Consider the following 26,658-nt stretch of genomic DNA (forward strand, 5'->3'; position numbering starts at 1 on the left):
GTAAGAACCCTGAAAGATGATCAGGTAGATAGGCTAGGAGTGGAAGTATAGTGATATATGGAGCGGACTAGTACTAATCGTTCGAGGACTTAACCAAAAATGGTGTTTATATTTTATGTAATGAATAACTTCAATTCCAGTTTTGAGTGTATGATCACTCAGAAAATACAAATAAGTGTGGTAATGATGGCAAAAAGGATACACCTGTAACCATGCCGAACACAGAAGTTAAGCTTTTTAGCGCCGAGGGTAGTGAGGGGTTTCTCCTTGTGAGAGTAGGACGTTGCCACGCTTTGTATTTTTCCGGCATAGCTCAGTTGGTAGTAGCGCATGACTGTTAATCATGATGTCGTAGGTTCGAGTCCTACTGCCGGAGTCTATAAAATACTTGAGAGTAAAGAATCTGGAGAGTTGTCCGAGTTGGCCGAAGGAGCATGATTGGAAATCATGTAGGCGGTAATAACTGTCTCAAGGGTTCGAATCCCTTACTCTCCGTAAGTAATTTTATATAATTAATTTGTTAGGCCCGTTGGTCAAGCGGTTAAGACACCGCCCTTTCACGGCGGTAACACGGGTTCGAGTCCCGTACGGGTCATAAAAATATTAGGTTCCGTGGTGTAGGGGTTAACATGCCTGCCTGTCACGCAGGAGATCGCGGGTTCAAATCCCGTCGGGACCGTTTGTATTTGGCGCAGTAGCTCAGTTGGTAGAGCAACGGATTGAAGCTCCGTGTGTCGGCAGTTCGATTCTGTCTTGCGCCATTTGGAGGGATAGCGAAGTGGCTAAACGCGGCGGACTGTAAATCCGCTCCTTCGGGTTCGGCAGTTCGAATCTGCCTCCCTCCATATTTTAATAGGGGTATAGTTTAGCGGTAGAACTACGGTCTCCAAAACCGTCAGCGTGGGTTCGATTCCTACTACCCCTGTTTTTTTATGATATGGCGATTGTGGCGAAGTGGTTAACGCACCGGATTGTGGTTCCGGCACTCGTGGGTTCGATTCCCATCAGTCGCCTATTTTTTTATTGGGCTATAGCCAAGCGGTAAGGCAACGGACTTTGACTCCGTCACTCGTTGGTTCGAATCCAGCTAGCCCAGTTTTTTTATTAAGGCGGTATAGCCAAGTGGTAAGGCAGAGGTCTGCAACACCTTTATCATCGGTTCAAATCCGGTTACCGCCTTTTATAAAATGCCGGCGTGGCGGAATTGGCAGACGCGCTGGACTCAAAATCCAGTGCCCTCACGGGCGTGCCGGTTCGACCCCGGCCGCCGGTATAGATCTACTTGTTAGATCTAAGGGATTTTTAATTTAATAATATGGCGATTGTGGCGAAGTGGTTAACGCACCGGATTGTGGTTCCGGCACTCGTGGGTTCGATTCCCATCAGTCGCCTATTTTTTTGTTAAAAATTAATTAAATAACACGGCGATTGTGGCGAAGTGGTTAACGCACCGGATTGTGGTTCCGGCATTCGTGGGTTCGATTCCCATCAGTCGCCTATTCTATTGGGCTATAGCCAAGCGGTAAGGCAACGGACTTTGACTCCGTCACTCGTTGGTTCGAATCCAGCTAGCCCAGTTAAGGTAAAATGTATATTTTACCTTTTTTGTGTTATTTAAAAGCCCCTTTAGTTTAGTGGTAGAACATCGGATTCGTAACCCGGTAACATCAGTTCGATTCTGGTAAGGGGCATAAAAAAACTTTTGCTAATAAAATAATAAGTAAAAATCTAATGAGACTTCTGTTGTTTACTGCAGTCTCATTAGGTTTTTTTTGTATGAATTATAATAACGATAGTAAAATGTTATTTTATATTCATCTATTTTAAACTTTGAAATATGTACTATGATAAAAGCTATACTAAGCAAATTTATGTTTTCGGTTACTGGTAGTTAAACGAACAACAACCTCTGCTTTTTATTATATTTATATGAGAATCAAGTTCTAGCTAAATTGTCTTGTTGAAAACATACTATTTATATGTTAAGTGTAGATTATTTACTTTAATTATACATAAACCAGATATGAGTATTTTAATGAGTTCGTTTATCTTGATTTTTGTAGATTAAGTAAGTTGTTATTTATGTAATAAAAATTAGGGAGGATAAAAAATGAAATCAGGACTTAAGAGTGGACTTCTAGTGAGTTTGTTTTTCGGACTAGCCCTGGTATCAAGTAGTTAACAAGTAGAAGCTGTAGATCGACACAGTATGTTGCGTAAAAATGGTACAGATATAAATTTTGCTAGTTTAGATGAAAAAGAAGAATTAGAGGGATATTACAGAATGGATAAGTATTTTCCAGTGAAATTGGATAATACAGATTTTGAAGATTATTCAAGTTTAATAAATTATTTTACATTTGGAAATCATGCATCATCTATTAGATATCGAGATATTATCCAAGATATTTCAACCGTTAAAAAAGCTACGGGAACATTTGGAGCATCTGTAAATTCAAAAGATGTAATGAATTCTATTGGATTTCCACGTATCGTTTCTTATGAAAAAAATGTAGATAAAGGAAAACCACTACAATATAGTTATGTAGCTACTAGTGACGGTAATAATTACCATTATAGGTATTCAGGAATGGGACTTGTAAAAGTTGATGCAAATAATAATCAAGTTACGACTCCAGTAAAAGGAAATGTACCAGATGCGGTAAGTTTAGAAGAATATTGGGTTAATGATCGACATTATCCAACTGCAAGTATTGCTTATGGTACGTATAGTTTCTCAGATGGTTCTACAGTTTCTCTAAAAGTTAAGATTGAATCATTAGATGAACCAGTAAAACGAGGAAATGGGCGAATTACGTTTACTGTAGGTAATACAGATCGAACTACCTTAAATCTTATGGGAGGCTATAGTGTTCATATGGATGTTGCTGGCATGCACTACAGCACACCAATGAGAACTTTAGGAAATAATGAAGGTATCTATTTTACAGAAAAAAATAGTAAAACAAATAATGTACCGTATTTTGTAAGTTTTCAAACAGATACAAAAAGTTCAAAAGTAAAAGAACCCGATTATATTGATGTTTTCGAAATAAAAGAAGGAAATCGAAAAAACTTATTTCCACCAATATGGTATGAGTATGGCCCTATATATGACGGTTTAAATCAGCATAAGAATCGAGAGTTATACGGTGAAGATGAAAAAGAGCGTGGAGAAATACTACCGTTTAAAGATCCGAAAACACAAAGATACATAGATGGTGTCAAAAATAGTCATCCTGCATGGATGTTTGGGTATGATAATATGACAATTGAACCTGGAGACAATGTCTCTTTTGGATTGACAGTTAAATCGACAGATATACCTGACATTAAATATCCAAATGTTGAAGTTAAAACACACGTATCGGTGATCGAGAAACCGGAAAATATCCTGACTTAAACACAAAGGATAAACAGGTTGTTACATACCGACAAAACTTGAAAAATGTCGATGTTACCATACCTGAATATGCACCACGAAAATTAACCATTAAAACTAAACCTAATCCAAATTATAGTCATTTTGAGTATAAGGTTTATCGGATTTATACGAAAAATGGACGTGAACAAAGAGAATCAGTTGGAAATCAATACTATCGAATAGCTGAAAATAATGACTCGGGTACAACGGACATCATTTTTGGCGAGAGAAATTCGCAAGATATGTGGAACTTCCATAAAGGGAATGATCAAATTCGAGCTGATTATTTAGAAATAGAACAGATTACAGATTTAAATACGACAAATAAAGAGAAAAATATGGCAGATTATCATTTTAAAGCAAGTGATTATCAAGGGACAAATTTAGTACCGAAAGATAGTTATTTTGATTTTAAAAATGAGGCTCATAATGAAGCGGAAATTGGTTTGACAAAAAAAGATGGTTCTGTCTATATTGAAAATCTTGTTCAAAATAAGAAAACAAAAGGGGAACAAATCTATCAATATCATGTCAACTTAGCTGATGATATTAAACCTGAATTAAAATTCCCAAACAATACTGAAACTGAGCCATTGAATAGTGATGATTTTATTTCAAATCTTAGGAATAATGACTTTGCATGGGACAACCCCACAGTAACGTCAAAAATCACTTCTCCGGATAAATTTGAAGGTAATAATGTAAAAGTACCATTTGATGTTGAATTGACAAGTGAGACCTTTAATCAATCAAATATGATTAAAGGAGAAGCTTATGTTCAAAATGAAGTGAATGCGACAATTCATTTTATTATCGAGGAGAATGGCAAAAAAGTACCAATTAAAAAAGTTGACTTAAATAATTTACCATCTTCGGATAACAAGTTAGTGATAGTCGATCCAGTAACAAAAGCTGTTAAACCCGAAACTTTTGTTAAAGAAATTTTAAGTACCATCAAACAAATCTATACAGGTTATGACTTAAAACCAAATGGTATCGAATTAAAGGTTGACGGAAATACAACTACAGTAACTGATGTTACTAAGATTCCTGGTAAAGATGTTGATATATATTTGAATTATTCAGGAAAAATGTTAACGGTAGTACCGGAGGAATTAAATTTTGGTTCGGAGCAGCTAAGAGCTAAAAAAATTGAGGACGTTCGGCCAAATCAAGAGCATGAAGTTAGGGTAATTGATACAACTGGTGAAAGTAATGCTTGGAAATTAGAGGTAAAAGAATCGACGGCAATGAATCAGGATGATTTATTGTTAAATAAAGAATTATTCTTTGCTTTTGATGATAATCAAGAGGCCTTACGTATTGATCGCGGTTATCAACCAGTATTAAAATCTGAATCAAATCGGATTTTACATCAATTAGCCTTAAATACGGAGACCAACAAGCAAGGTATTTTTATGAATATCTTTAATTCAAACTTAAAAGGAAAATATAGTGGGACTTTAACATGGCAGTTAAGCAACACTAAATAAACAAAAAACCATCCGTGCGAGCGGATGATTTTTTTGTTAAAAAAACAGTTGAGCATTTTGGACTCAACTGTTTTGTCGTTATTGATAGATTGCTTTAATAGGATCAAGTTTTGCAGCATTAATCGCAGGGATAACACCGAAGAACAAGCCAATTGCAGCAGAAACGCTTGCGGACATAAGAGCCGCTTTTGCACTTACAAAGGCTTCCATTGGGCTGAAAGCTGAGATTAGACTTGAAATACCCCAGCCAAGTAAAATACCTAATATACCTCCAAGTAATGTGATAAAGGCAGCTTCCAATAGGAATTGAATCAGGATATTTGATGGTTTCGCCCCAATTGCACGACGAATCCCAATTTCACGTTTACGCTCAGAAACAGAAACGTACATGATATTCATAACGCCAATCCCACCAACTAGAAGTGAAATTGCTGTAATGAAAAGTAAGCCTGTCATCACAGATTGCATACTATTCTCAATATCTTGTTTCATTTTTTCGTTGCTCTTGTCTTCTTCAAAATTACCTACTAGTTCTGGATGATACTCTTTTAACATTTCACTTGCTTGAGCAACAACCATTTCTCGATCAACTGAAGGATCAAGTTTTAGTTTAATAGCATTAATCGGTTTATTTTTGGACAGTTCATTAAAGGACTTTTTAGGTACAACACTAAAATATTGTGAACTTTCAAATGTCATACTTTCGTAGTCAATTTTTTCCTTAATACCAATTACTTGGAATTTCATCCCATCCACATCGATTGCTTTTCCAATAATTTGTTTAGGCTCTTTGATACCTAGTGATTCTTTCATAGTTTCATAAGTTAAGACAATTTTATTTTGGTTTAAGTCATTAGGTGTAAAGCTCCGACCGTACTTAACTTTACTGTTTTCTTTTGTAAAAGAAATTAATTGGCCACTTGTACTAGTCTCAAAATATTTAAAGTTAGCATCAATGTTTTCTTCGCTTCCCATACCCATCATACCCATGCTGTAATCAGCGGAGATATTTTGCACATTTTCTAATCGTCGTAACATTTTTAAATCTGTTGACGAATAGGCAAAACTATCCATACTTGGTGGTTGATACATATTGTCGTCTTCATCTTCTTCAGAATGTTCTTTATAGATCAAACGAACAGTATTGGCATCTGTCGAGTCTAACATCTTCATTGTTGAACGTTTCATACCTTCACCAATCGCAGAAACTGTTACAACTGCCGTGATCCCGATAATAATACCCACCATCGTTAAGAAGACACGTAATTTGTGTGCTCTTAAGCTAAGGAAGGTACTAAGTAGTAAATTTTTAACCATTTAGAAACTCCTCCTCCTCTAAGAAAACACCGTCTTTCATATAAACGACGCGAGTTGCGTATTTTCGCATATCTGGATCATGAGTTACCATGACGATGGTTTTTCCTTCGTCATTTAGTTTAGCTAAGATATTCATAATATCTGAACTAGTTTCACTATCTAGTGCACCAGTGGGCTCATCTGCCATAATTAGTAAGGGTTCATTAACCAGAGCTCGTGCGATTGCTACACGCTGTTGTTGTCCACCTGATAATTCAGTTGCTTTTGAATGTTCCTTGCCTTCTAAACCAACAAGTGAAAGATAATCATGTGCAATTTCACGTCGTCGTGCTTCTTTTTTTAGACCTTCATAAACCATTGGTAACTCAACATTTTGAGAAACGTTCAATGATTGAATTAAGAAGAATTGTTGGAAAATAAAGCCAATGTACTTATTTCGTAATTCTGACTTTTGATTTTCTGTTAATTTAGAAGCATCTTGTTCATCAAAAATATATTCGCCATTGTTGGATTGATCTAGAAATCCGATAATATTCATTAATGTGGTTTTCCCACTTCCGGATTTACCCATAATCATTAAAAACTCGCCTCGGTGAATAGTTAAATCCAAATCTTTTAAGACATGTAATTCACCTTGGCCCATTTTAAAATACTTGTTTATACCTTTAAGCTCAATTAGGGGAGTGGAAGTGGATAATTGTTTATCCGTCATTTATTCTTTGACCTCCGTTCCTTCTTCAGCTTGATTTGGATCAATGATATCCCCATTTTTTAATTCATTTTTTGATTTTAAAATTACTTTATCTAATGCATCTAAGCCGCTGATAACGACAACATGGTCTTTTTTGGCACCTTTATCAGTAGTTTGAATATCTTTACGGACAACAGTACCAAAATCATCAACTAAAACATATTGTTGTTCTTTATCTTTTTTAAGCGCTGCAAGAGGTAATTCAATTTTTTTATCTTCTAATTTAATTGACGCTTGCACGTGGAAACCATCTGTAATATTATCTGCATCTTTAAGTGTTAATTTGACTGTGTAGTTTGAAAGGCTACTTGTGCCTCCGCCGCCACCCATCATGCCGCCACCACCTTCTGCAGGTTGCGCTTTTGAACTTGGGGAATTAGAGACGTAAGAGATTTCTCCTTTGTATAATTTATCATTGGCAATAGTACGCACGTCAGCTGGTTGTTTCACTTTAATTTTACTTAAATCTTTTTCGTTAACTTCTCCTTCAACATAAAAATCGTTTGATTTTAAAGTAAGAATAGCACTGTCACGATTTTGTTCTTGTGGAATTGTGACTTGTCCTTTAAAAGGTGCTTTAACTTGGTTGATTTGTTTTTCATTTAATTCAGTAATTTGACTTTGTAGTTGATTGATTTTAGCATCAAAACTAGGTAAGTCATATTTAAGTTCAATACTTTCACGTGACATTTGGGGAGCAACAGCCATTTCTCCTTCCTCAGCACCTGCTTTTGCGTCTCCAGTAGGCGCACTAGCGTTGCCTAGTTCATTTAAGTCAAGTTGCATTTGACGAGCTGCTTTATCTTTTTCAGCTTGCGTTGACTCAATTTGAAATTTTAATTCTGTTATTTGTGTACTTGTTTGATCGTCAACGTATTGATATAAAACAGTACCCTCATCGACAACATCACCATTTTTTACTTGGAGATCACCAAGTTTTCCTAGTGTGGCATCCTTAATGAATTCTTTTGATTTAACTGGTGTCACAACACCATTAATAAAGACTTGTTCAACGTCTTCAACCGTATAATAGTCAATACCTAAATCTTCTTGGGCAACTTCTTTAGGTTTTTTACTTCCTCCAAATAATACGAAGTAGAGGATAGCTAGGACAACCACTACAACCCCTAAAATAATAAAAACTTTTTTCTTTTTACTCATTTTTTGCTTATCAGAACGTGTCATATAAATACTCCTTTTTCCTTTTTCATTCATTATAAAATAAATTGTCTGATATTTATATACGCCTAAGGGCTGAGATTTAAAAAAAGGGTTTTTTTTAAATGTTGAGAAAAAAACAAACACAAATTTTTCAGTATTTGTGTTTGTTTTATTATTGTAAATTTTTGCCCAAGCTATGTCGTTTATTTAGGTCGAATGACTTCAATTTTATAGCCATCAGGATCGATGATGAAATAATAAGAAGGGGGAACATTAGGAAGGTGTTTTAATTCGGTGACATTAAATCCTGCGCTAACATGTTTTTTATGTAAGCCTTCTAAATCATCTGTTGAAATGGCGATATGTCCATATCCATCTCCAAGTTCATAGCCAGGATGATCATAGTTATAAGTTAATTCTAATTCGTAATCGTCTCCTGGTAAAGTGAGATAAACAAGTGTAAATTTATTTTCTGGGAATTCACGTCGACGGCTTTCCTCAAAATTAAATGCGTCTTTATAAAACTTAAGCGAGGCATCTAAATCTTTAACTCGTACACAAGTGTGTGCCATTTTCATAAAATAGTCAATCCTTTCAATCTGTTATAATTTTAGGATAGCATGTTTGAAAAAGATCAGCTAGAAAGATGCTTATCCTATACTATAAATAATAAAATAAAGCGTAAAGCTTTTTGATAAACATTGTTTTTTAGGGTAATATACACTATAATTTTACGTGTTATGATTTAAAGGAGAATAAACATGAAATTAATATCAATCTGTGTCCCGATGTATAATGAGGGCGAAAATATTTATGCATTTTATGAACAAATCAATCAAACTTTGGAACCTCTTTATCCAAAATATAACTTTGAATTCTTATTTATTAATGATGGTAGTGTCGATGACTCATTAGACCGTGTTCGCGAATTACGGAAAAAGGACGAACGTGTTAAGTTTATTGATTTATCCCGCAATTATGGTAAAGAAGTTGCTATGGCAGCTGGTTTTGATTATGCCAAAGGAGACGCTGTAATCACGATGGATGCAGACTTACAGCATCCACCTCATACCATTTTTGAAATGATTAAGTATTGGGAAGAAGGTTACCAAGATGTTTATGGTAAACGAAACGAGCGTAAAGGAGAGTCTTGGTTTAAAAAGAAAGCGTCCGAGACCTATTACAAAATCTTACGCAAATTTTCTAAAATTCCAGTTCTTTCTGGTGTAGGTGATTATCGCTTACTGGACCGTGTCTGTATTGAAGGTATTAAAAAATTACGTGAATCACAAAGATATACAAAAGGCCTTTATATGTGGGTTGGTTATCGTAAGAAAGAAGTATTTTTTGATGCTGAAGAACGTTTTGCTGGTGAGACAAAATGGAAATTTTCTTCGTTAGTCGGGTTAGCAATTGACGGTATTACATCAAATTCAACTTTTCCGCTTAGAATTTCAACATTTTTAGGTCTGTTGATTTCATTTATTTCATTTATTTATATGTTAGTTGTTCTAATTTCAACTTTAGTTTTTGGTAACCCAATTCCTGGTTATCCGACACTTGTCATCTTGATTCTTTTTTTAGGTGGCTTCCAACTTTTATCTTTAGGAATTTTGGGAGAGTATTTAGGTAAAATCTTTATGGAAACGAAAGATCGTCCACTATACTTTATTCAATCCTATAATGATGAGTATCCTATGAATGAAGAGGACCATAAGCATGAATAAATTAGTAAATCGTGAAACAATCAGTTACATCTTTTTTGGTGTTCTGACAACAGTTGTCTATTTTGTGACACGCTTTTCAGTGATTAAAATGACAGGTAACTCGATGTTGGGTGTTGTTCTTGCTCAAATTGCAGCAATTCTATTTGCTTATTTTACGAATAAAATTTTTGTTTTCAAAGATACTAAATGGGGTTTCATCGCAGTTATGAAACAACTTTTCGGTTTTATTGTGGGACGATTATTTGTCTTTGGGTTAGATTTATCTATCACATATATTTGCGTGAAGAAGTTTCCTGAATTTTTCATTCAGTTATTCTTCTTAGATCACATTAATTATAACTGGTTTATTTTTAGTAATCCCTTAACAAAAATGTTTATTGGTAACGAACGCTTATTAAATGAGTTTATTTTCACCCTATTTGTTCAAGTTTTGGCAATTGTTATCAACTATATTATTTCTAAGAAAGCTGTTTTTGCGAAAAAAGAAGAAGCAAGTGCTGAGTAATCAGCATTTGCTTCTTTTTAATTGTAAAAAGCTAATGAAATTGTTAGGTCATAATTGATGAAGTCTTTAATAATTTTGACTTCATTTCTTGAATTGCGATAAACTTTTTTGTAGGTTCCACCTAAGATTGTTGTGAAAACTTGAATATTTTCATAGCGCTGCATGAGTAGATTTGCTTTATAAGTATCTTCCATTTCGATAAAGCCTAACATGATATCGTCAGAATTCTGATCATGACTCGATAAGAAGATTGCTATGCGATTTGTTTCTGTGTCAGGATCATACAATGTTTTTGCAAACGTGTTAGGTAAAGTTTGATCATATAATTCAAAAATTGATCGATTTTCATAGGTCTCAAAGTGATCAACTAATTCTTCATTGGTGACATCACCGTAAAAATTCGAGAAGAAGTGTTGCCCTTTTAAGCGTTGAATTGTTTCGAAAAGTGTTTTTTGCGTTTCACCTTGAAACAATTGCGGAATTTTAGTATGTAAGTATCGTTTGTTTTTGACCGAAGATATTTTTGTCTTAGTTGTCATAAAGGTATTATTATCGGCAACGCTTTTTACTTGGTTACGATCTGTCGTTATTTTTAACGGAGGTTGTTTTGGTTTTCGCTTTTTCTTCTTCTTTTTAATGCGGTTAAAAAGATGGGGAATTGATAAAGGTTCATCATTTGCAATTTTTCTTTGCTCATCTTTTTCAATAATATGATGATTATTATTTAGTAAATACACCAACAAAAGAAAGCTCAAAACAAGAGCAGTACCCGTTAATATTAAATAAGCATACCAATAAAAAGTGTTCGAAAATGTAATCGCTAAGACGATTAACCAAACAAGTGTAACGCTTCCTATTATTATTTTAGTGTTTTTCATGAGTTTAACTCCATTTTTTTTATTATCCTATCTTATATTTAACCATAAATTGTGTGTTAAAACAATCTACCATTATTCATATTTTTGTTATCAAATACAATGAAAAAAAATAATATTATAGTATAATGGAAAGGATTGAGTCTTAGGAAAGGAGATTGTCCACTGAATGATTAATTCGACATTTGCAGTTGTTGATTTGGAAACAACTGGAACAAGCCTAACTAAGGATAAAATAATTCAATTTGCCTGTGTCATCATTGAAAAGGGAAAAGTTGTGAATCAAATTTCGATTGATGTTAATCCCGGTCAAGTGATTCCTTTACCGATTCAAAAACTGACTGGTATCACAAATGAGCAAGTAGTAAAAGCGCCATTTTTTGAAGAAGTGGCATTAATGATAAAGAACCTTTTATCAGATTGTGTTTTTGTTGCGCACAATGCTTATTTTGATTTTTCATTTTTAAATAGTGAATTTTCACGTTTAGGAATAACCCCATTAGCATCGGATGTTTTAGATACTGTCGAACTGGCACAAGTTTTTTTCCCGCTTTCAAATGGCTACCGCGTTCAAGATTTATCTCAATACCTTAACATTTCCCATGAGAATCCTCATGAAGCGTTGAGCGATGCCTTAGCTACGGGGGATATCTTTTTAAATATTATAGCAAAAATAAACGCTATTCCATTGATAACGTTAGAGCAGATTGTAAAATTATCATGTGAACTAGGCGTTCAAAATTCAAAATTTTTAGCAGCGGCCCTAAGAGAACGTTGCGACACGCCAAAAAAAGTTAAAAGTTTTGATTATGAGATTGAAGTGGTTGGTGATTTGGCATTAAGAGTTAAGGATGATCGCTATCTTGAAAAAAGTTCACAGATAGTTAAAGATTACCCACGAACGCTAGCTGAGAAGACAACCTTTTTTGAAGCACAAGGATTACAATTAAGAGCGCCACAAGTTCAAATGATGGATAGTGTGACATATTTCCTAAATGAAGCTGACTATAAGAATGAGTTAATTGAAATGCCAACTGGCGCTGGAAAAACGTTAGGCTATCTATTGCCATTATTGAAAAATAAAACATCGCGTGAACCGGTTGTGATTTCGACATCGACTTTGATTTTACAAAATCAAATGTTACTTGATACTTTGCCAATGGCACAAAAATTATTAGGTTATCCATTTAAAGGCTTAGTACTGAAAAGTTATCGTCATTATTTGGATTTAGATAAATTTGTCTTAACTTTAAAAAATCCAGTACTTCAAAAACAATATGCATTGTACCAAATGGCGGTACTAGTCTGGTTACTTGAAACTGAAACAGGTGATTTAGAAGAAATTCAGATTAATAAAAAACATCTCTTTTATCATCATGTCCATCATGATGGACATCAAGAGTATCAGGATTCGAGCCCCTATGTGGAGCATGATTTTTGGTTTTATTTAATGAAGAAAAAAGCCGTGAGTGATTGCATCATTGTGAACCATGCTTTTTTATGTGAAGAAGATCATCGTCGTGAGTCGCTTTTAACTCAAAGTAAGGTACTGGTGATTGATGAAGCACATAAGTTGATGACAACTCTGGAGCAAAAAAATCAAAAACAAATCAGTTTAACTGAAATATATTATTTGGTAAAAGTATTAAAAGAGACAAGTGCACAGCTAGCAAGATCAAATGATCACCGTGGGACATGTGAACAATTGAATTATTTTCAACTGTTTGCTGAAGAATTTAAAGAGTGGTATGAAGATTTAGAGAATGTCATCTTAAATCAGTTTATAGCGAAGCACAAAGGCCAAGATATTCATTTATCTGAAATTGAGGATCAATTTTCACCTGAACTGAAACTAGCAATTAAAACTTTTAATCTTTGGTTAAATGAATTTCAATCATTACTGAAGAAATTTGAAATGAGTGAGTTTCAGTTTCAGAAAAATAGTAAATTGCAATTAGTTAAAATTGAACATCAAGATACAATTGAACGCTTACTTGCTAAACTTCAAATGACAGCTCACTTTTTCAATTATATGGCTGAAGGAGAAGCACGTTGGTTTAGTCAAGTGAATCAAAACTTGGTTCTTAACTACTTTAACTTCAATGCGTTTAGTATTGAACAAACAAGTTGGTATCAAAATTTTGATAAAGTTCTTTTCACAGGTGGCACATTGCAAATTGATAGTGATTCAAACTTTTTTGAAAAAAGACTTGGATTATCCCAATTGAATAAGTCTCAAGCTTTAGATTTATTTGATTACAAGAAGCAGGCTAAATTACTGTTGTTGGATGAGAAAATTGATTTTGGAAATGAAAAAAAATATATCAAGAAAATTGCGGAGACAGTCGAAAAAACTTATCGAGCAGTTGAAAAATCAGTGTTGGTACTTTTTACTTCACATGATATCTTAAAAGGAACTTATCATACTTTAAATGCAGCACTGAGATCAACAGATGTGGAGCTGCTAGCACAAGATATTACCGGAAGTAATGAAAAAATTATTAAGCGTGCGTCACAAAATGAAAAATGCATCATTTTAGGTGCGGCGAGTTTTTGGGATGGCATTGAAATTCCTAACCAACATTATAAATTAGTTGTGATGACTAAAATTCCATTTGATCCTCCAACACGACCGATGGTGAAAGCATATTATGATTATTTGGAAGCCGAAGGTAAAAATCCGTTTTACGAAGAAGCTTTACCACAAGCAGGTATGCGAATGCGCCAAGGTTTAGGCCGCTTACTTCGAAAAGAAACGGATCATGGTGTGATGATTGTCTTGGATCAACGGTTGACAGAAGCTAAATATGGTGCTGAACTCCAAAAATATTTGCCACAAGAGTTGCCTATCGAATTGTGTAGCATTTCTGAAATGGTAGAAGAAATAGCAGAATTTTATAAAAAAAAATGAAAACCGAAACAAATGCTGATATAATGAATGAGCAGAATGGGGTGAAGAATTGCGTAAAAATCATAATAAAGGCTTAAAAATGTTTTCGATATTTTTAATGCTGTTAATTATTTTAATTGTCTTAATTATTTCTCAAGGACTTAAACCAGTTAATAAAGTAAAAAAAGAATCAACTAAAATTGCCCGTGAGGTAGCGGATATCCAAAAGGTTGATGAGTTCTATTGGTTTAATCGTGAAAAAAATTATTATACAGTCGTTGGTCGAGATTCTAAAAACCAAGAAAAAGTGGTCTTCATACCCCAAGATGGTTCGGAAGCTTTAATTATGGATTGGAGTGCGGGCATCACTGAAGATGAAGCCATTCAACTCATGCTTGATGTTAAGGAAGTGAAAAGACTCCGAAAATTAACATTAGGTGTTTATAAAGGGAATCCGGTTTGGGAAGTAGTTGCGACAAATCAACATAATCAAATAGATTACTATTTATTGGATTTTGAAACTGGAAAAATCGAACAAACTTTAAAAAATGTCTAAGGAGGTTACTAGATGGAGCTAGCTAATAGAGTTCTAAATTTAAAACCATCAGCAACACTGGCGGCCGCAGCTAAAGCTAAAAGCTTGAAGCAGGCTGGAAAAGATGTGCTAAGTTTGACACTTGGCGAACCAGATTTTGAGACGCCACAACATATTAAAGAAGCGGCAAAACGTTCCATTGATAATGGCTCTGCAAGTTTTTATACCGCCTCAGCAGGTATTCCTGAATTAATCCAAGCAATTATTGAGCGTACACAAGCCGACACAGGTGTAAGTTATCAAGCAGATGAGGTAACTGTTGGGACAGGTGCTAAATTTTTATTATATGCTTTATTCCAAGCAGTACTTAATGAAGGCGACGAGGTTTTAATTCCTACGCCTTATTGGGTAAGTTATGGGGCACAGGTTGAACTTGCTGGTGGTAAATCGATCATCATTGAAACGGATGAAAAAAATCATCATAAAGTTACTGTAAAGGATTTAGAGAATGCAAAAACAAGTCGTACTAAAGCACTTGTACTAAATACACCTTCAAATCCAACAGGGATGATTTATAGTGAGGCTGAATTAAGAGCGATTGGTGAATGGGCGGTTAAAAATAATTGTCTAATTGTTTCAGATGATATCTATGGTAAATTAGTATACAATGGTCATACATTTACTCCAATTTGTAGCTTGTCTGAGGCAATTAAGAAGCAAACAATTGTCATTAATGGTGTTTCAAAATCATACTCTATGACAGGTTGGCGTATTGGCTACGCACTTGGCGATGCAGCTATTATTAAGCAGATGACAAAATTAACCTCACAATCAATAAGCAATCCAACAGCAGTCAGTCAATATGCAGCAGTTGAAGCTTTATCAGGTGATCAATCTTGTGTTGAAGAAATGCGACAAGTTTTCGAGGAACGCTTAAATACCGCTTTTCCTCTTGTTGAAGCTTTACCAGGAGTTGTGATTACAAAGCCACAAGGTGCTTTTTATCTATATCCTGATATTTCGGAAACACTAACATTATGTGGCTATACTGATGTTGACGCGTGGGTGAATGATTTACTTGAAGAAGAACTCGTAGCGGTTGTAAGTGGAAAAGGTTTTGGTACCTCTTCACATATTCGCATGAGTTATGCAACAGATATGGATACAATTCTTTCTGCGGTGAAACGCATTGAAACGTTTATCAATAAAAAAATAGAATCAAAATAGAACAAACTGGATGGAGCATAGAATATGAAAACAATTAATATTATCGATTCAAAAAATCATGTTGGAGAAACAGTCCAAATTGGTGCATGGGTTGCTAACAAACGTTCAAGTGGTAAGATTGCTTTCTTACAACTTCGTGACGGGAGTGCTTTTTTTCAAGGTGTATTAGTAAAAAATGAAGTAGGGGAGGAACTTTTTGATGTAGCAAAAAATCTTTCTCAAGAAACATCAGTTTTAGTTACTGGTGAAATTCGTGAAGATACACGTTCAAAATTTGGTTATGAAATTGGCATTACTGGCCTTGAAGTGATTGGTGAAAGTCAAAATTATCCAATTACGCCAAAAGAACATGGAACTGACTTCTTGATGGATCACCGTCATTTATGGTTACGTTCATCAAAACAACATGCTGTTATGCAAGTTCGTAACGAATTAATTCGTGCAACTTACGAATTCTTTAACGACCGTGACTTTATTAAAATTGATCCACCAATCTTAACAAGTAGTGCCCCTGAAGGGACAACTGAATTGTTTGAAACGGATTATTTTGGAGACCCAGCATACCTTTCGCAAACAGGACAACTTTATTTAGAAGCGGCAGCAATGGCGTTTGGTAAAGTGTTCTCATTTGGTCCAACATTTAGAGCTGAAAAATCGAAAACACGTCGTCACTTAACTGAGTTCTGGATGATGGAACCAGAGATGGCTTTTGTTCATCAAGATGAAAGTTTAGAAATTCAAGAACAATATGTTGCGTTTATGATTGAAAATGTTCTAGAAAACTGTGCCTATGCATTAGATGTTTTAGAACGTGATACAGAAATCTTGAAAAAATATACGCAATTACCATTCCCTCGTATTTCTTACGATGAAGCGGTAGAATTGTTACAACAAAATGGATTTGATGATATTACTTGGGGTGATGATTTTGGTTCACCACATGAAACGTTTATCGCTAACCACTTTGAAAAACCAGTCTTTATCTTGAATTATCCAAAATCAATGAGTCCATTCTACATGAAGCCACATCCAACTCGTGATGATGTTGTGATTCGTGCCGACTTAATTGCGCCTGAAGGTTATGGTGAAATTATTGGTGGTAGTGAGCGTGCGGTTGGTTTTGATTACTTATTAGAACAAATTGAAAAAGACGGTTTAGACCGTAAAGATTATGAATGGTACTTAGATTTACAAAAATATGGTGCAGTTCCTCACTCAGGCTTTGGTCTTGGCTTAGAACGTACTGTAACTTGGGTTTGTGGAATTGAACATATTCGTGAAGCAAGTCCGTTCCCTCGTTTATTACACCGTATTTACCCATAGAGAGAACAGAAATTGAGACTTTATTGAGGAGGGGTAAAATGAAACAAGTTTTAAATGTATCAGGAATGAGCTGTGAGCACTGTGCTGGACGAGTAGAAGAGGCTGTTTCAGCTTTAGCTGGTGTCAACAAAGTCAAAGTTAAATTAAAGAAGAATGAAGTCAAAGTTAATTTTGATGACACACTTCAATCTATTGATACAATCAGTACGACAATTAATGAGTTAGGCTATCAAGTTGAAAATTAATGATCGTACTATAGATAGGAAAAAGAGGTTGTGACAGAAGTGTCCGGCTTATTTACGAAGAAGCTACTTCTGTGACACCGTTTAGGTTGGAAAAAGAGATCGACGATTTAAGTCGGTCTCTTTTTCTATTATTAGAAGTTTTGCTTAGATTAAGTTATAGTAAAAAATAAATTAGAATCAAAGAGGAGACGAATAAATGATGACAGTTACAGAATTTTGTAATAAATATTATGTTGATCGTAAGGGCACGAATTCGGTTAAGTGGGATGGAAGCGAAGTTTGGTTCCAATGACTTATTACCACTTTGGGTTGCAGACATGGATTTTAGAGTTCCAGACAGTGTCTTAGAGAAAATGCATGAAAGAGTTGACCATGGAGTCTTTGGCTATACGTTTGCCTCTGATAGTTATTTTGAAGCTTATGAAAATTGGCAAAAAACGCGACACAATGTGACAGTCAATCGAGACTGGATTCGCTTTAATTCAGGTGTCGTGAACTCTTTTAATTATTTAATTCAAATGTTGACGACGACTTCAGATCATGTGATGAATTTTGCGCCTGTTTATCCGCCATTTTTTGATGCGGCACTTAAAAATGGTCGTCCAATTTCAGTTGTGGAACTTGAACAAGTCGATAATACCTATGAATTTGACTTTACAAAATTTGAAGAACAAATTGTTCGTGATAATGTTAAAGTTTTTCTACATTGTTCGCCTCAAAATCCAGTTGGAAAAATTTGGACCAAAGAGGAACTGGAACAAATGTTTGATATTTTGGTGAAACATCAAGTGAAAATTATTGTCGATGAAATTCATCAAGATTTTATTCGTAAAGGGGAAAACTTTACCAGTGCGTTAGCTTTATCTGAGAAATACTATCCATTTCTTTATGTATTGAATTCAACGTCGAAAACATTTAATATTGCAGCACTTGTGCATTCTCATCTTGTGATTCCTAATGCAGCTAATCGTGCTGAATATGATGAATTTGCGGAGACAGTTGCGCATTATCCGCTCAGTGTTTTTGGGTTAGTTGCAGCTGAAGCATGTTACCGAGATGCAGGTGATTGGCTAGATAGCTTATTGGATGTAATAGAATATAACTACGAATTATTAAAAGAAAAACTGGCTGCAGCTTTACCATTAGCTAAAGTAGTCGATAAATCTGCGACATATTTAGCTTGGGCTGACTTTAGTCCTTATTTAAATGGACGCTCACTTGAAGAAGTCATGGAAAAAGACGCTAAAATTGCTGTGAATCATGGCGATTGGTTTGGTCAGTCTGGCGCTGGATTTGTGCGGATTAATTTAGCAACAAAACCAGAAAATATTGCTGAAGCGGCAGAACGCATTATTAGTGCACTAAGTTAAAAAATTTATGTTTTTATAAAGTTCCAATTTTGTGGCATCATTTTTAATTAAATTGTGATAGAATTCATATATCACTAAGTAGGAGATGTCATATGGGGAAAAAAAGAAGAAAACAAAAAAAATCTATTTTTCAAAAAATAGTGATTTCGTTAGTTGCACTGATCGTAGTGTTTATTGTCGGAGTCGGGGGATTTCTAGCAAAAACATACTATGATGTAAAACAAGTTGCAAACAATGTAAGTCAACCAGTTAAAGGAAAGCGTGAATATCCTTTAGGTAAATCAAGTGATGATAAAATTAATGACGGGGAAGCTTTTTCAGTTTTATTATTAGGTCTTGATACTGGTGATTTTGGACGAACTGATACTGGTCGCTCAGATACTTTAATGGTGGCAACAGTCAATCCAAAAGAAAAGAAAACAACATTGGTGAGTATTCCACGTGATACTCGTACAGATATTGTCGGTCATGGAACTGTCGATAAAATTAACCACGCTTATGCCTTCGGTAAGGAAGGTATGGCACTAGCTACAACTGAAAAATTACTGGATATTCCATTAGACCATTATGTATGGATTAATATGGAAGGTTTTGAAGAGTTAGTTGATGCTGTAGGTGGGGTGCAAGTGGATAATCCGTTTGAATTCAAACAAGATGGTTATCTTTTTAAAAAAGGACCGAACTTTTTAAATGGTAAACAAGCTTTAGCATATACTAGAATGCGTTATGAAGATCCAAAAGGTGACTACGGTCGCCAAGATCGTCAACGTCAAGTTGTATCAGCGATTGCAGATCAAGCGTTAAGTTTTAATGGTATCACTAAATATCAACAAATCTTAAAAGCAATTGAGAAAAATATGAAAACTGACCTTGAATGGGATGATATGTTTAAAATCGCAACTGACTATCGTCAAAGCTTCTATCATATTGAAGACGAAACACTTCAAGGTGATGGCGTGATGATTGATGGCGTTTCATATCAAGAAATTCCAGAAGCTGAACTAACCCGTGTTCAGAATCTATTAAAATCGCAATTGAAATAAACCTAAAAACTAAACCAAGCGTTGACTAGTGATTAGTCAACGCTTATTTTAATATGTTATAATTCAGAATAGTAAATTATTTTGGTAAGAGGTGGACTTATGAAAGACAAAGCTAAATCTTTAGATCGTTGGATGGTTATTTGTTCGGCAGTGATATTTTTTATAATTTCTCAAAAGGATAAAGTGTCAATCGAGCATCCACTACGGTTTTGGCTATATGTTGTTGCATTACTTGTTTTAGGAAGTGTTACGGGATATTTAGTCTTTAAACGAATTCGCATTACCAAAAAATGAAAAGAGCCTGAAATTTATCTACAAAATAAATTTTGGCTCTTTTCATTTATTATGCTAAGGCACCCATTGGATCCCAAGGGTCAAGCATTGTGACGTTGTCTTTGGCAACAACCTCTTGTAATTCTTTTGGTAAGTATTTTTTATTTACAACGATTTGGTAAGTGTATTCATCCAACCATTCGTCACTCATGACGAAGTAGCCTTTTGTACCTACTTTATCGCCCCAGCTATTTTCAACTTTCCATTTTGTTGGTTGCTCGTTCACTAAGTTTACGCCAGTTAAGACCATTGCATGTGTCATTAAACTTTCACCATAGTCTAAGCGTTCTGCTTTTGACATTTGGAAGTCCATATCTAAAACGGCGTCGATATTATAGGCATTGGTTGCCATAATACCAGAGTCACGTGTTGAAGATTGACCGACATCACAACCGTACCAAACTGCTTCGCCTGCTTTTAATTGTGCAATCGCAAGGTCTTTAAATGTTTTAATATCAACGTTTAAGTGACGGACTTCTTTACCACCAACCACGTTACCTAACATTTCAACAGTGTAAACTTCGTTATAAGGTTTATCAGCTGTTGGTGCATTGATAATGCTGACATATTCTGATAGATCAGCACCAATAAATTGGTCGTAAAATGATTGTGGTGTTAGGTTCTCATAGGCATGGAAATTATCATCTTTGTCTCGGAATGAAAAATCAAATTCAGTAGGTGGTGTGCCTAAAGTTAGACAAAGTAATTGATAAATGTCACTCAACATTTTTTCTTTCGTTTCAGCGATTTTACTTTCAGATGCATTTTCTGCCACAAGGTCACGTAAAATAATCGCATCTTTTCTAAGTTTTTTATCTAAGTATGTATTTAGTTCACGACTCATTGAACTGTTAAATGATTCTGGCATGACGCTTTTTGGAACGATACCGTATTTTTGAATAATCGCCACTAACATATCCCATTGGCCACCATCTTGTTGAGGTGTTTGTAATAAAAAGGCTACTTTACGGCTATTTAAGTCGTCGTTTGATGTGTTAATGATATTTTCGTAGAAGTAATTTGCTTTTTCAAATTTATCCCAGAAGAAAGTGTAGTTTTGTGACAATTCAAAATTTTTGATATTGAAATCGTGTTGGATAGTATGTCTAAACGTATTTAACGCTGCAAACATCCAACAACGACCACTTTGTTTTTGGTTTGCTACTTTACCAGTGTCTAAGTCAATTGAAAAAACTGGTGTGTTATCAATCAAGGCTTGTTGATTGGAAGATGCCGCTAAAATACCATTTTTCATGACTGCATTTTGGGCATTTAATAATTGTTGGCTTGACTGAAAATGCTGGTTAAACTTTTTGATTTGTTCTTTTGAAATTGTTTTGCTCATAAAAATAATCAACCTTCCTATAATTTAATTAGTTTCTAATCGTATTGTACTCTTTTTTTTAGAAAAAGAAAAGACATATGAATGATTGTTCATATAAAATTCTAGAATATCTTTTGATGGCGAAAATATGTTCGCTATGTTAAAATGTAATCACCGATTTATTAGACAGGGAGTGACACATGTGATTGAAAAAAATACATCAAATGTTTTTGAATTAGTCTCAAAGTATGAACCAGCGGGTGATCAACCAGAAGCCATTGAAACATTAGTTAAAAATATTCAAGATCAAAAAAAGGCTCAAATTCTTCTTGGTGTGACAGGTTCTGGAAAAACATTTACGATGTCCAATGTAATCAAAGAGGTTAATAAACCGACCTTGATTATTGCGCATAATAAAACTTTAGCAGGACAATTGTACAGTGAATTTAAAGAGTTCTTTCCTAAAAATGCTGTTGAGTATTTTGTCAGTTACTATGATTATTATCAACCAGAAGCATATGTCCCTTCCAGTGACACGTATATTGAAAAAGATGCCAGCATTAATGATGAGATTGATAAACTACGTCACTCAGCAACAAGTTCATTACTTGAGCGCAATGATGTGATTGTCGTAGCCTCAGTTTCCTGTATTTATGGATTAGGAGATCCGGAAGAATATCAAGATCAAGTTCTTTCGTTGCGTGAAGGCATGGAGATTTCGCGTGAAGAAGTCTTGCGAAAATTGGTTGATATTCAATTTGATCGCAATGATATTGATTTCCAACGGGGACGTTTTCGTGTTCGTGGTGATGTGATTGAGATTTTTCCAGCTTCGAAAGATGAACATGCTTTGCGTGTAGAATTCTTTGGTGATGAAATTGAACGTATCCGAGAAGTTGATGCGTTAACAGGTGAAATTATTGCTGACCGTGAACATGTTGCTATTTTCCCTGCCACTCACTTTGTGACCAATGAAGACTATATGGAAGAAGGGATTGAAAAAATTCAAACAGAGCTGGAAGTGCGCTTAAAAGAATTACGTGAAGATGATAAATTAATTGAAGCACAACGTTTAGAGCAACGTACCAATTATGATATTGAGATGATGCGTGAGATGGGTTATTGTTCAGGGATTGAAAACTATTCTCGTCATATGGATGGCCGTAATGAAGGCGAACCGCCATATACATTAATTGACTTTTTCCCTGAAGATTCACTTATTATGATTGATGAATCACACGTCACAATGCCACAAATTCGAGGGATGTACAATGGTGACAGGGCGCGTAAGCAAATGCTTGTTGATTATGGGTTCCGTTTACCAAGTGCTTTAGACAATCGTCCGCTACAATTAAATGAGTTCGAGTCTCATGTGAATCAAATTGTCTATGTGTCTGCAACGCCAGGCCCGTATGAAAAAGAACAAACGGATATTGTCGTTGAACAAATCATCCGTCCAACAGGGTTACTGGATCCGACGATTGAAGTCCGTCCAATTATGGGTCAAATTGATGATTTAGTCGGTGAGATTAATCTGCGTATTGACCGTAACGAACGTGTTTTCATCACGACCTTAACGAAAAAAATGTCAGAAGATTTGACCGATTACTTCAAAGAATTAGGATTAAAAGTCAAGTATCTTCATAGTGATGTTAAGACACTTGAGCGAACTGAGATCATTCGTGACTTACGTCTAGGGATTTTTGATGTCTTAATCGGGATTAATCTCTTACGTGAGGGGATTGATGTACCAGAAGTATCATTAGTGGCGATTTTAGATGCCGATAAAGAAGGTTTCTTAAGAAGCGAACGCTCATTAGTGCAAACCATTGGTCGTGCTGCTCGTAACTCTGATGGTAAAGTAATCATGTATGCGGATAAAATGACGGATTCAATGAATTATGCTATTTCAGAAACAGAACGTCGTCGTGAAATTCAGATGGCTTATAACGAAGAACACGGTATTACACCAAAAACAATTATTAAAGAGGTTCGCGACTTAATTAGTATCACTAAAGAAGCGGAGCAAGAGGAAGACAATTCATTGTTAGAACAATATCAAAAGATGAATCGCATCGAAAAAGAACAATTTTTAAGCGAAATGGAATTGGCAATGAAGGCAGCTGCCAAAGATCTCGACTTCGAGAAAGCTGCAACTCTGCGCGATACCTTATTAGAACTAAAAGCAGGAAAGTAGGGATAGAATGGCAAACGATAAAATCGTCATTAAGGGAGCGCGAGCTCATAATTTAAAAGATATAGATGTCACAATTCCAAGGGATCAATTGGTCGTCATTACAGGACTTTCTGGCTCAGGAAAAAGTTCACTGGCTTTTGATACGTTATATGCAGAAGGTCAACGTCGTTATGTTGAAAGTTTATCTTCATACGCACGACAATTTTTAGGCCAAATGGATAAGCCTGATGTTGATAGTATTGATGGGTTAAGTCCCGCCATTTCAATTGATCAAAAGACAACCAGTAAAAATCCACGTTCAACGGTCGGAACGGTTACTGAAATTAATGATTATTTGCGTCTATTGTTTGCCCGAATTGGCCATCCCATTTGTCCAAATGATGGGACGCCTATTGCTAGTCAATCTGTTGAGCAAATGGTGAATCGTGTGCTGGAATTACCAGAACGAACAAAGTTGCAAATTTTGGCTCCAGTTGTTACCGGAAAAAAAGGTCAACATAAAAAAGTTTTTGAGCAAGTTAAAAAAGAAGGTTTTGTCCGTGTTAAAGTCGATGGCGAAATCTATGATGTTTCAGAAGTGCCAGAACTTTCTAAGAATAAGAAACATGATATTCAGATTGTCATTGACCGGATCGTCATTAAAGAAGGCATTCGTTCACGTTTATTTGATTCATTTGAAGTTGCGTTACATCTTGCGAATGGCTATGCGATAGCTGACGTGATTGATGGCGAAGAATTCCTATTTAGTGAACATTATGCCTGTCCTTATTGTGGCTTTACCGTGGGTGAAATTGAACCTCGTTTGTTTTCTTTCAATACGCCATTCGGTGCTTGTCCAGACTGTGATGGTTTAAGTGTTAAGCTTGAACTCGACATTGATTTAGTCATTCCGGATACTACTAAAACCTTACGCGAAGGGGCTTTGATTCCGTGGAATCCAATCAGTTCTAACTATTATCCTCAAATGTTAGAACAAGCCTGTACGCAATTTGGCATTGACATGGATACACCATTTGAAGAATTAGCGGAAGAAGCGCAAAATTTAGTTTTGAACGGATCTAATGAAGAGGTTTTCCATTTCCATTATCAAAATGAGTTTGGTGGTGTCCGTGATGTTGATATTCCATTCGAAGGTGTCTTAATCAATATCAAACGCCGTTATAAAGAAACAAGTAGTGATTACACCCGCGACCAAATGCGTTTGTATATGCGGGAACTAACGTGTGAAACATGTCATGGTTATCGTTTGAATGAACAGGCTTTATCTGTCAAAGTCGAAGGTAAACATATTGGTGAGATTAGTGATTTTGCCATTAAAGACTCGTTACATTATTTTGAAGAATTAACACTTTCAGAACAAGAAACGGCCATCGCTCATCCAATTTTAAAAGAAGTAATTGATCGCTTGACCTTCTTAAATAATGTTGGCTTGAATTACTTAACTCTGAGTCGTTCTTCCGGTACATTATCGGGTGGTGAGGCCCAACGTATTCGTTTGGCTACTCAAATTGGATCAAACTTATCAGGTGTTTTGTATATTTTAGATGAACCTTCAATTGGTTTACATCAACGTGATAATAATCGTTTAATTGATTCAATGAAAAAAATGCGGGATTTAGGCAATACTTTAATCGTTGTAGAACACGATGAAGATACAATGCGTGCCGCAGATTATTTAATTGATATTGGACCAGGTGCAGGAGATGCTGGTGGTGAAATTATGGCTGCAGGGACGCCTGAAGAAATCGAGAAAGATCCTAATTCGCTGACGGGACAATATTTGTCAGGTCAAAAAGCGATTCCTGTTCCAAGTGAACGACGCAAGGGCAACGGCCAAGAGATTAAAGTTTTTGGTGCTGCTGAAAATAATTTGAAAAATCTTGATGTGGCGTTTCCTTTAGGCAAATTTATTGCGGTGACAGGCGTCTCAGGTTCTGGTAAGAGTACTTTGGTTAATAGTATTCTTAAAAAAGCTTTAGCTCAAAAAATCAATCGAAATTCAGACAAACCAGGTAAGCATAAGAAGATTACCGGTTATGAACAAATTGAAAAAATCATAGATATTGATCAAAGTCCAATCGGTCGGACGCCTCGAAGTAACCCAGCAACCTATACAAGTGTTTTTGATGATGTACGTGATTTGTTTGCTAAAACGAATGAAGCTAAAATTCGTGGGTATAAAAAAGGACGTTTTAGTTTTAATGTTAAAGGCGGACGTTGTGAGGCTTGTCGTGGTGACGGTATTATCAAGATTGAAATGCACTTCCTTCCTGATGTTTACGTGCCATGTGAAGTTTGTCATGGCAAACGTTATAATTCTGAAACTTTAGAAGTAACCTATAAAGGTAAAAATATTGCTGATATTTTAGAAATGCGTGTTGAAGAAGCGGTGCCTTTTTTTAAATCCATTCCTAAAATTAGTCGTAAGTTAGAAACGATCCTCGATGTAGGATTAGGTTATGTTCAGTTGGGACAGTCAGCGACAACGTTATCTGGTGGTGAGGCTCAGCGGATGAAGCTAGCTAGTGAATTACATAAACGTTCTTCAGGTAAAAGTTTCTATATTTTAGATGAACCAACGACAGGATTACACGCAGACGATATTAAACGTTTGCTTGGTGTTTTAAATCGTTTAGTTGATGCAGGTAACACTGTCCTTGTAATTGAACATAATTTAGATGTGATTAAAACAGCGGATACCATTATTGACTTAGGACCGGAAGGCGGCGATGGTGGGGGTCAAATCGTCACGATAGGCACACCTGAAGAAGTTGCAACAGTTGAAGAAAGTTTTACTGGATACTATTTGAAAGATGTGCTTAAGAATAGTCCAAAAGCATAAAATTTAATAAATCTATCACTCTTAAAATGATACGTTTTTAGAGTGATAGATTTTTATTTTGCCTTTTAACATAAAT

The 26,658-nt window shown here is 35.4% G+C and carries 20 protein-coding genes, 15 tRNA genes and 2 rRNA genes; 31 read left to right on the forward strand and 6 right to left on the reverse strand.

All coding sequences use genetic code 11. The features are described 5' to 3' along the window. From ESZ54_RS10130 to ESZ54_RS10220, 19 genes are all read left to right on the forward strand, one after another. Positions 1-97: ribosomal RNA gene (locus ESZ54_RS10130) — 23S ribosomal RNA — on the forward strand; the annotation flags it as partial. A 79-nt stretch (positions 98-176) separates the two neighbouring features. Continuing rightward, a 5S ribosomal RNA gene (rrf, locus tag ESZ54_RS10135) occupies positions 177-292 on the forward strand. A 10-nt stretch (positions 293-302) separates the two neighbouring features. Further along, a tRNA-Asn gene (locus ESZ54_RS10140) sits at positions 303-376 on the forward strand. A gap of 29 nt (positions 377-405) precedes the next feature. Next, a tRNA-Ser gene (locus ESZ54_RS10145) sits at positions 406-495 on the forward strand. Positions 496-523: 28 nt separating this feature from the next. Then, positions 524-595: transfer RNA gene (locus ESZ54_RS10150), tRNA-Glu, on the forward strand. Positions 596-606: 11 nt separating this feature from the next. Beyond that, positions 607-679, forward strand: a tRNA-Asp gene (locus ESZ54_RS10155). Positions 680-688: 9 nt separating this feature from the next. Further along, positions 689-761 (forward strand) — tRNA-Phe (locus ESZ54_RS10160). Positions 762-764: 3 nt separating this feature from the next. Further along, positions 765-845, forward strand: a tRNA-Tyr gene (locus ESZ54_RS10165). 9 nt (positions 846-854) lie between these two features. Continuing rightward, positions 855-925, forward strand: a tRNA-Trp gene (locus ESZ54_RS10170). Between the two features lie 15 nt (positions 926-940). Next, positions 941-1,013 (forward strand) — tRNA-His (locus ESZ54_RS10175). An 11-nt stretch (positions 1,014-1,024) separates the two neighbouring features. Further along, positions 1,025-1,096, forward strand: a tRNA-Gln gene (locus tag ESZ54_RS10180). 12 nt (positions 1,097-1,108) lie between these two features. Beyond that, a tRNA-Cys gene (locus ESZ54_RS10185) sits at positions 1,109-1,179 on the forward strand. 10 nt (positions 1,180-1,189) lie between these two features. Continuing rightward, positions 1,190-1,273 (forward strand) — tRNA-Leu (locus ESZ54_RS10190). A 45-nt stretch (positions 1,274-1,318) separates the two neighbouring features. Continuing rightward, a tRNA-His gene (locus ESZ54_RS10195) sits at positions 1,319-1,391 on the forward strand. 33 nt (positions 1,392-1,424) lie between these two features. Then, positions 1,425-1,497: transfer RNA gene (locus ESZ54_RS10200), tRNA-His, on the forward strand. An 8-nt stretch (positions 1,498-1,505) separates the two neighbouring features. After that, positions 1,506-1,577 (forward strand) — tRNA-Gln (locus tag ESZ54_RS10205). Positions 1,578-1,620: 43 nt separating this feature from the next. Further along, positions 1,621-1,691, forward strand: a tRNA-Thr gene (locus ESZ54_RS10210). 518 nt (positions 1,692-2,209) lie between these two features. Beyond that, positions 2,210-3,403 (forward strand): hypothetical protein, encoded by a 1,194-nt coding sequence (locus ESZ54_RS10215; protein ID WP_136137557.1) that lies wholly within the window; start codon positions 2,210-2,212, stop codon positions 3,401-3,403. A gap of 38 nt (positions 3,404-3,441) precedes the next feature. Continuing rightward, positions 3,442-4,917 carry a hypothetical protein gene (locus tag ESZ54_RS10220; RefSeq protein ID WP_136137558.1) on the forward strand — a complete coding sequence of 492 codons (1,476 nt, stop codon included), beginning with the start codon at positions 3,442-3,444 and terminating at the stop codon, positions 4,915-4,917. Between the two features lie 78 nt (positions 4,918-4,995). Here the strand turns inward: ESZ54_RS10220 and ESZ54_RS10225 are convergent, their stop codons facing one another. The 4 genes from ESZ54_RS10225 to gloA all read right to left on the reverse strand — a co-directional run bounded on the left by ESZ54_RS10225 (position 4,996) and on the right by gloA (position 8,724). Beyond that, positions 4,996-6,234, reverse strand: a complete 1,239-nt coding sequence (locus ESZ54_RS10225; protein ID WP_136137559.1) for an ABC transporter permease — start codon at positions 6,232-6,234, stop codon at positions 4,996-4,998. Beyond that, the gene (locus tag ESZ54_RS10230) at positions 6,227-6,946 is read right to left on the reverse strand and encodes an ABC transporter ATP-binding protein (protein ID WP_136137560.1); all 720 of its coding nucleotides are present in this window, start codon (positions 6,944-6,946) and stop codon (positions 6,227-6,229) included. Before ESZ54_RS10230 ends, ESZ54_RS10225 begins: the two co-directional genes overlap by 8 nt. Then, the gene (locus ESZ54_RS10235; protein ID WP_162615164.1) at positions 6,947-8,170 is read right to left on the reverse strand and encodes an efflux RND transporter periplasmic adaptor subunit; all 1,224 of its coding nucleotides are present in this window, start codon (positions 8,168-8,170) and stop codon (positions 6,947-6,949) included. It abuts the gene before it with no gap. Positions 8,171-8,349: 179 nt separating this feature from the next. Next, a complete protein-coding gene (gene gloA / locus ESZ54_RS10240; RefSeq protein ID WP_136137562.1) occupies positions 8,350-8,724 on the reverse strand; it encodes a lactoylglutathione lyase in 375 nt (124 codons plus the stop codon). A 183-nt stretch (positions 8,725-8,907) separates the two neighbouring features. Between gloA and ESZ54_RS10245 the strand changes: the two genes are divergently transcribed. Both ESZ54_RS10245 and ESZ54_RS10250 read left to right on the forward strand, forming a co-directional pair. Beyond that, positions 8,908-9,873: a glycosyltransferase family 2 protein gene (locus tag ESZ54_RS10245; RefSeq protein ID WP_136137563.1), complete on the forward strand. Its 966-nt coding sequence runs from the start codon at positions 8,908-8,910 to the stop codon at positions 9,871-9,873. Then, positions 9,866-10,378 (forward strand): GtrA family protein, encoded by a 513-nt coding sequence (locus ESZ54_RS10250; RefSeq protein ID WP_162615165.1) that lies wholly within the window; start codon positions 9,866-9,868, stop codon positions 10,376-10,378. The genes ESZ54_RS10245 and ESZ54_RS10250 overlap by 8 nt, the downstream gene beginning before the upstream one ends. A 17-nt stretch (positions 10,379-10,395) precedes the next feature. Here the strand turns inward: ESZ54_RS10250 and ESZ54_RS10255 are convergent, their stop codons facing one another. Then, positions 10,396-11,256 carry a hypothetical protein gene (locus ESZ54_RS10255; protein ID WP_136137565.1) on the reverse strand — a complete coding sequence of 287 codons (861 nt, stop codon included), beginning with the start codon at positions 11,254-11,256 and terminating at the stop codon, positions 10,396-10,398. 166 nt (positions 11,257-11,422) lie between these two features. Between ESZ54_RS10255 and ESZ54_RS10260 the strand changes: the two genes are divergently transcribed. The 8 genes from ESZ54_RS10260 to ESZ54_RS10295 all read left to right on the forward strand — a co-directional run bounded on the left by ESZ54_RS10260 (position 11,423) and on the right by ESZ54_RS10295 (position 20,180). Further along, positions 11,423-14,164 carry a helicase C-terminal domain-containing protein gene (locus ESZ54_RS10260; RefSeq protein ID WP_136137566.1) on the forward strand — a complete coding sequence of 914 codons (2,742 nt, stop codon included), beginning with the start codon at positions 11,423-11,425 and terminating at the stop codon, positions 14,162-14,164. 49 nt (positions 14,165-14,213) lie between these two features. Beyond that, the gene (locus ESZ54_RS10265; RefSeq protein WP_136137567.1) at positions 14,214-14,699 is read left to right on the forward strand and encodes a cell wall elongation regulator TseB-like domain-containing protein; all 486 of its coding nucleotides are present in this window, start codon (positions 14,214-14,216) and stop codon (positions 14,697-14,699) included. Between the two features lie 12 nt (positions 14,700-14,711). Beyond that, a complete protein-coding gene (locus tag ESZ54_RS10270) occupies positions 14,712-15,905 on the forward strand; it encodes a pyridoxal phosphate-dependent aminotransferase (RefSeq protein WP_136137568.1) in 1,194 nt (397 codons plus the stop codon). Between the two features lie 24 nt (positions 15,906-15,929). Then, positions 15,930-17,228, forward strand: coding sequence for an asparagine--tRNA ligase (asnS, locus tag ESZ54_RS10275; protein WP_136137569.1), 1,299 nt, complete (start codon positions 15,930-15,932; stop codon positions 17,226-17,228). A gap of 38 nt (positions 17,229-17,266) precedes the next feature. Next, positions 17,267-17,473 (forward strand): copper ion binding protein, encoded by a 207-nt coding sequence (locus ESZ54_RS10280; RefSeq protein ID WP_136137570.1) that lies wholly within the window; start codon positions 17,267-17,269, stop codon positions 17,471-17,473. Between the two features lie 230 nt (positions 17,474-17,703). Further along, the gene (locus ESZ54_RS10285; RefSeq protein WP_136137571.1) at positions 17,704-18,843 is read left to right on the forward strand and encodes a MalY/PatB family protein; all 1,140 of its coding nucleotides are present in this window, start codon (positions 17,704-17,706) and stop codon (positions 18,841-18,843) included. A 92-nt stretch (positions 18,844-18,935) separates the two neighbouring features. Continuing rightward, positions 18,936-19,886 (forward strand): LCP family glycopolymer transferase, encoded by a 951-nt coding sequence (locus ESZ54_RS10290; RefSeq protein WP_136137572.1) that lies wholly within the window; start codon positions 18,936-18,938, stop codon positions 19,884-19,886. Positions 19,887-19,985: 99 nt separating this feature from the next. Then, positions 19,986-20,180, forward strand: a complete 195-nt coding sequence (locus tag ESZ54_RS10295; RefSeq protein WP_136137573.1) for a hypothetical protein — start codon at positions 19,986-19,988, stop codon at positions 20,178-20,180. 49 nt (positions 20,181-20,229) lie between these two features. On the opposite strand, the gene ESZ54_RS10300 is transcribed toward ESZ54_RS10295, so the two are convergent. After that, positions 20,230-21,564, reverse strand: coding sequence for a C1 family peptidase (locus ESZ54_RS10300; protein ID WP_136137574.1), 1,335 nt, complete (start codon positions 21,562-21,564; stop codon positions 20,230-20,232). 181 nt (positions 21,565-21,745) lie between these two features. Here ESZ54_RS10300 and uvrB point away from each other — a divergent pair, with 181 nt between their 5' ends. Both uvrB and uvrA read left to right on the forward strand, forming a co-directional pair. Next, positions 21,746-23,740: an excinuclease ABC subunit UvrB gene (uvrB, locus tag ESZ54_RS10305; RefSeq protein WP_136137575.1), complete on the forward strand. Its 1,995-nt coding sequence runs from the start codon at positions 21,746-21,748 to the stop codon at positions 23,738-23,740. 7 nt (positions 23,741-23,747) lie between these two features. Further along, a complete protein-coding gene (uvrA, locus tag ESZ54_RS10310) occupies positions 23,748-26,582 on the forward strand; it encodes an excinuclease ABC subunit UvrA (RefSeq protein WP_136137576.1) in 2,835 nt (944 codons plus the stop codon). The last annotated feature ends 76 nt before the right edge of the window (positions 26,583-26,658 follow it).

Source organism: Vagococcus silagei, assembly GCF_004795745.1.
Taxonomy (GTDB): Bacteria; Bacillota; Bacilli; order Lactobacillales; family Vagococcaceae; genus Vagococcus; species Vagococcus silagei.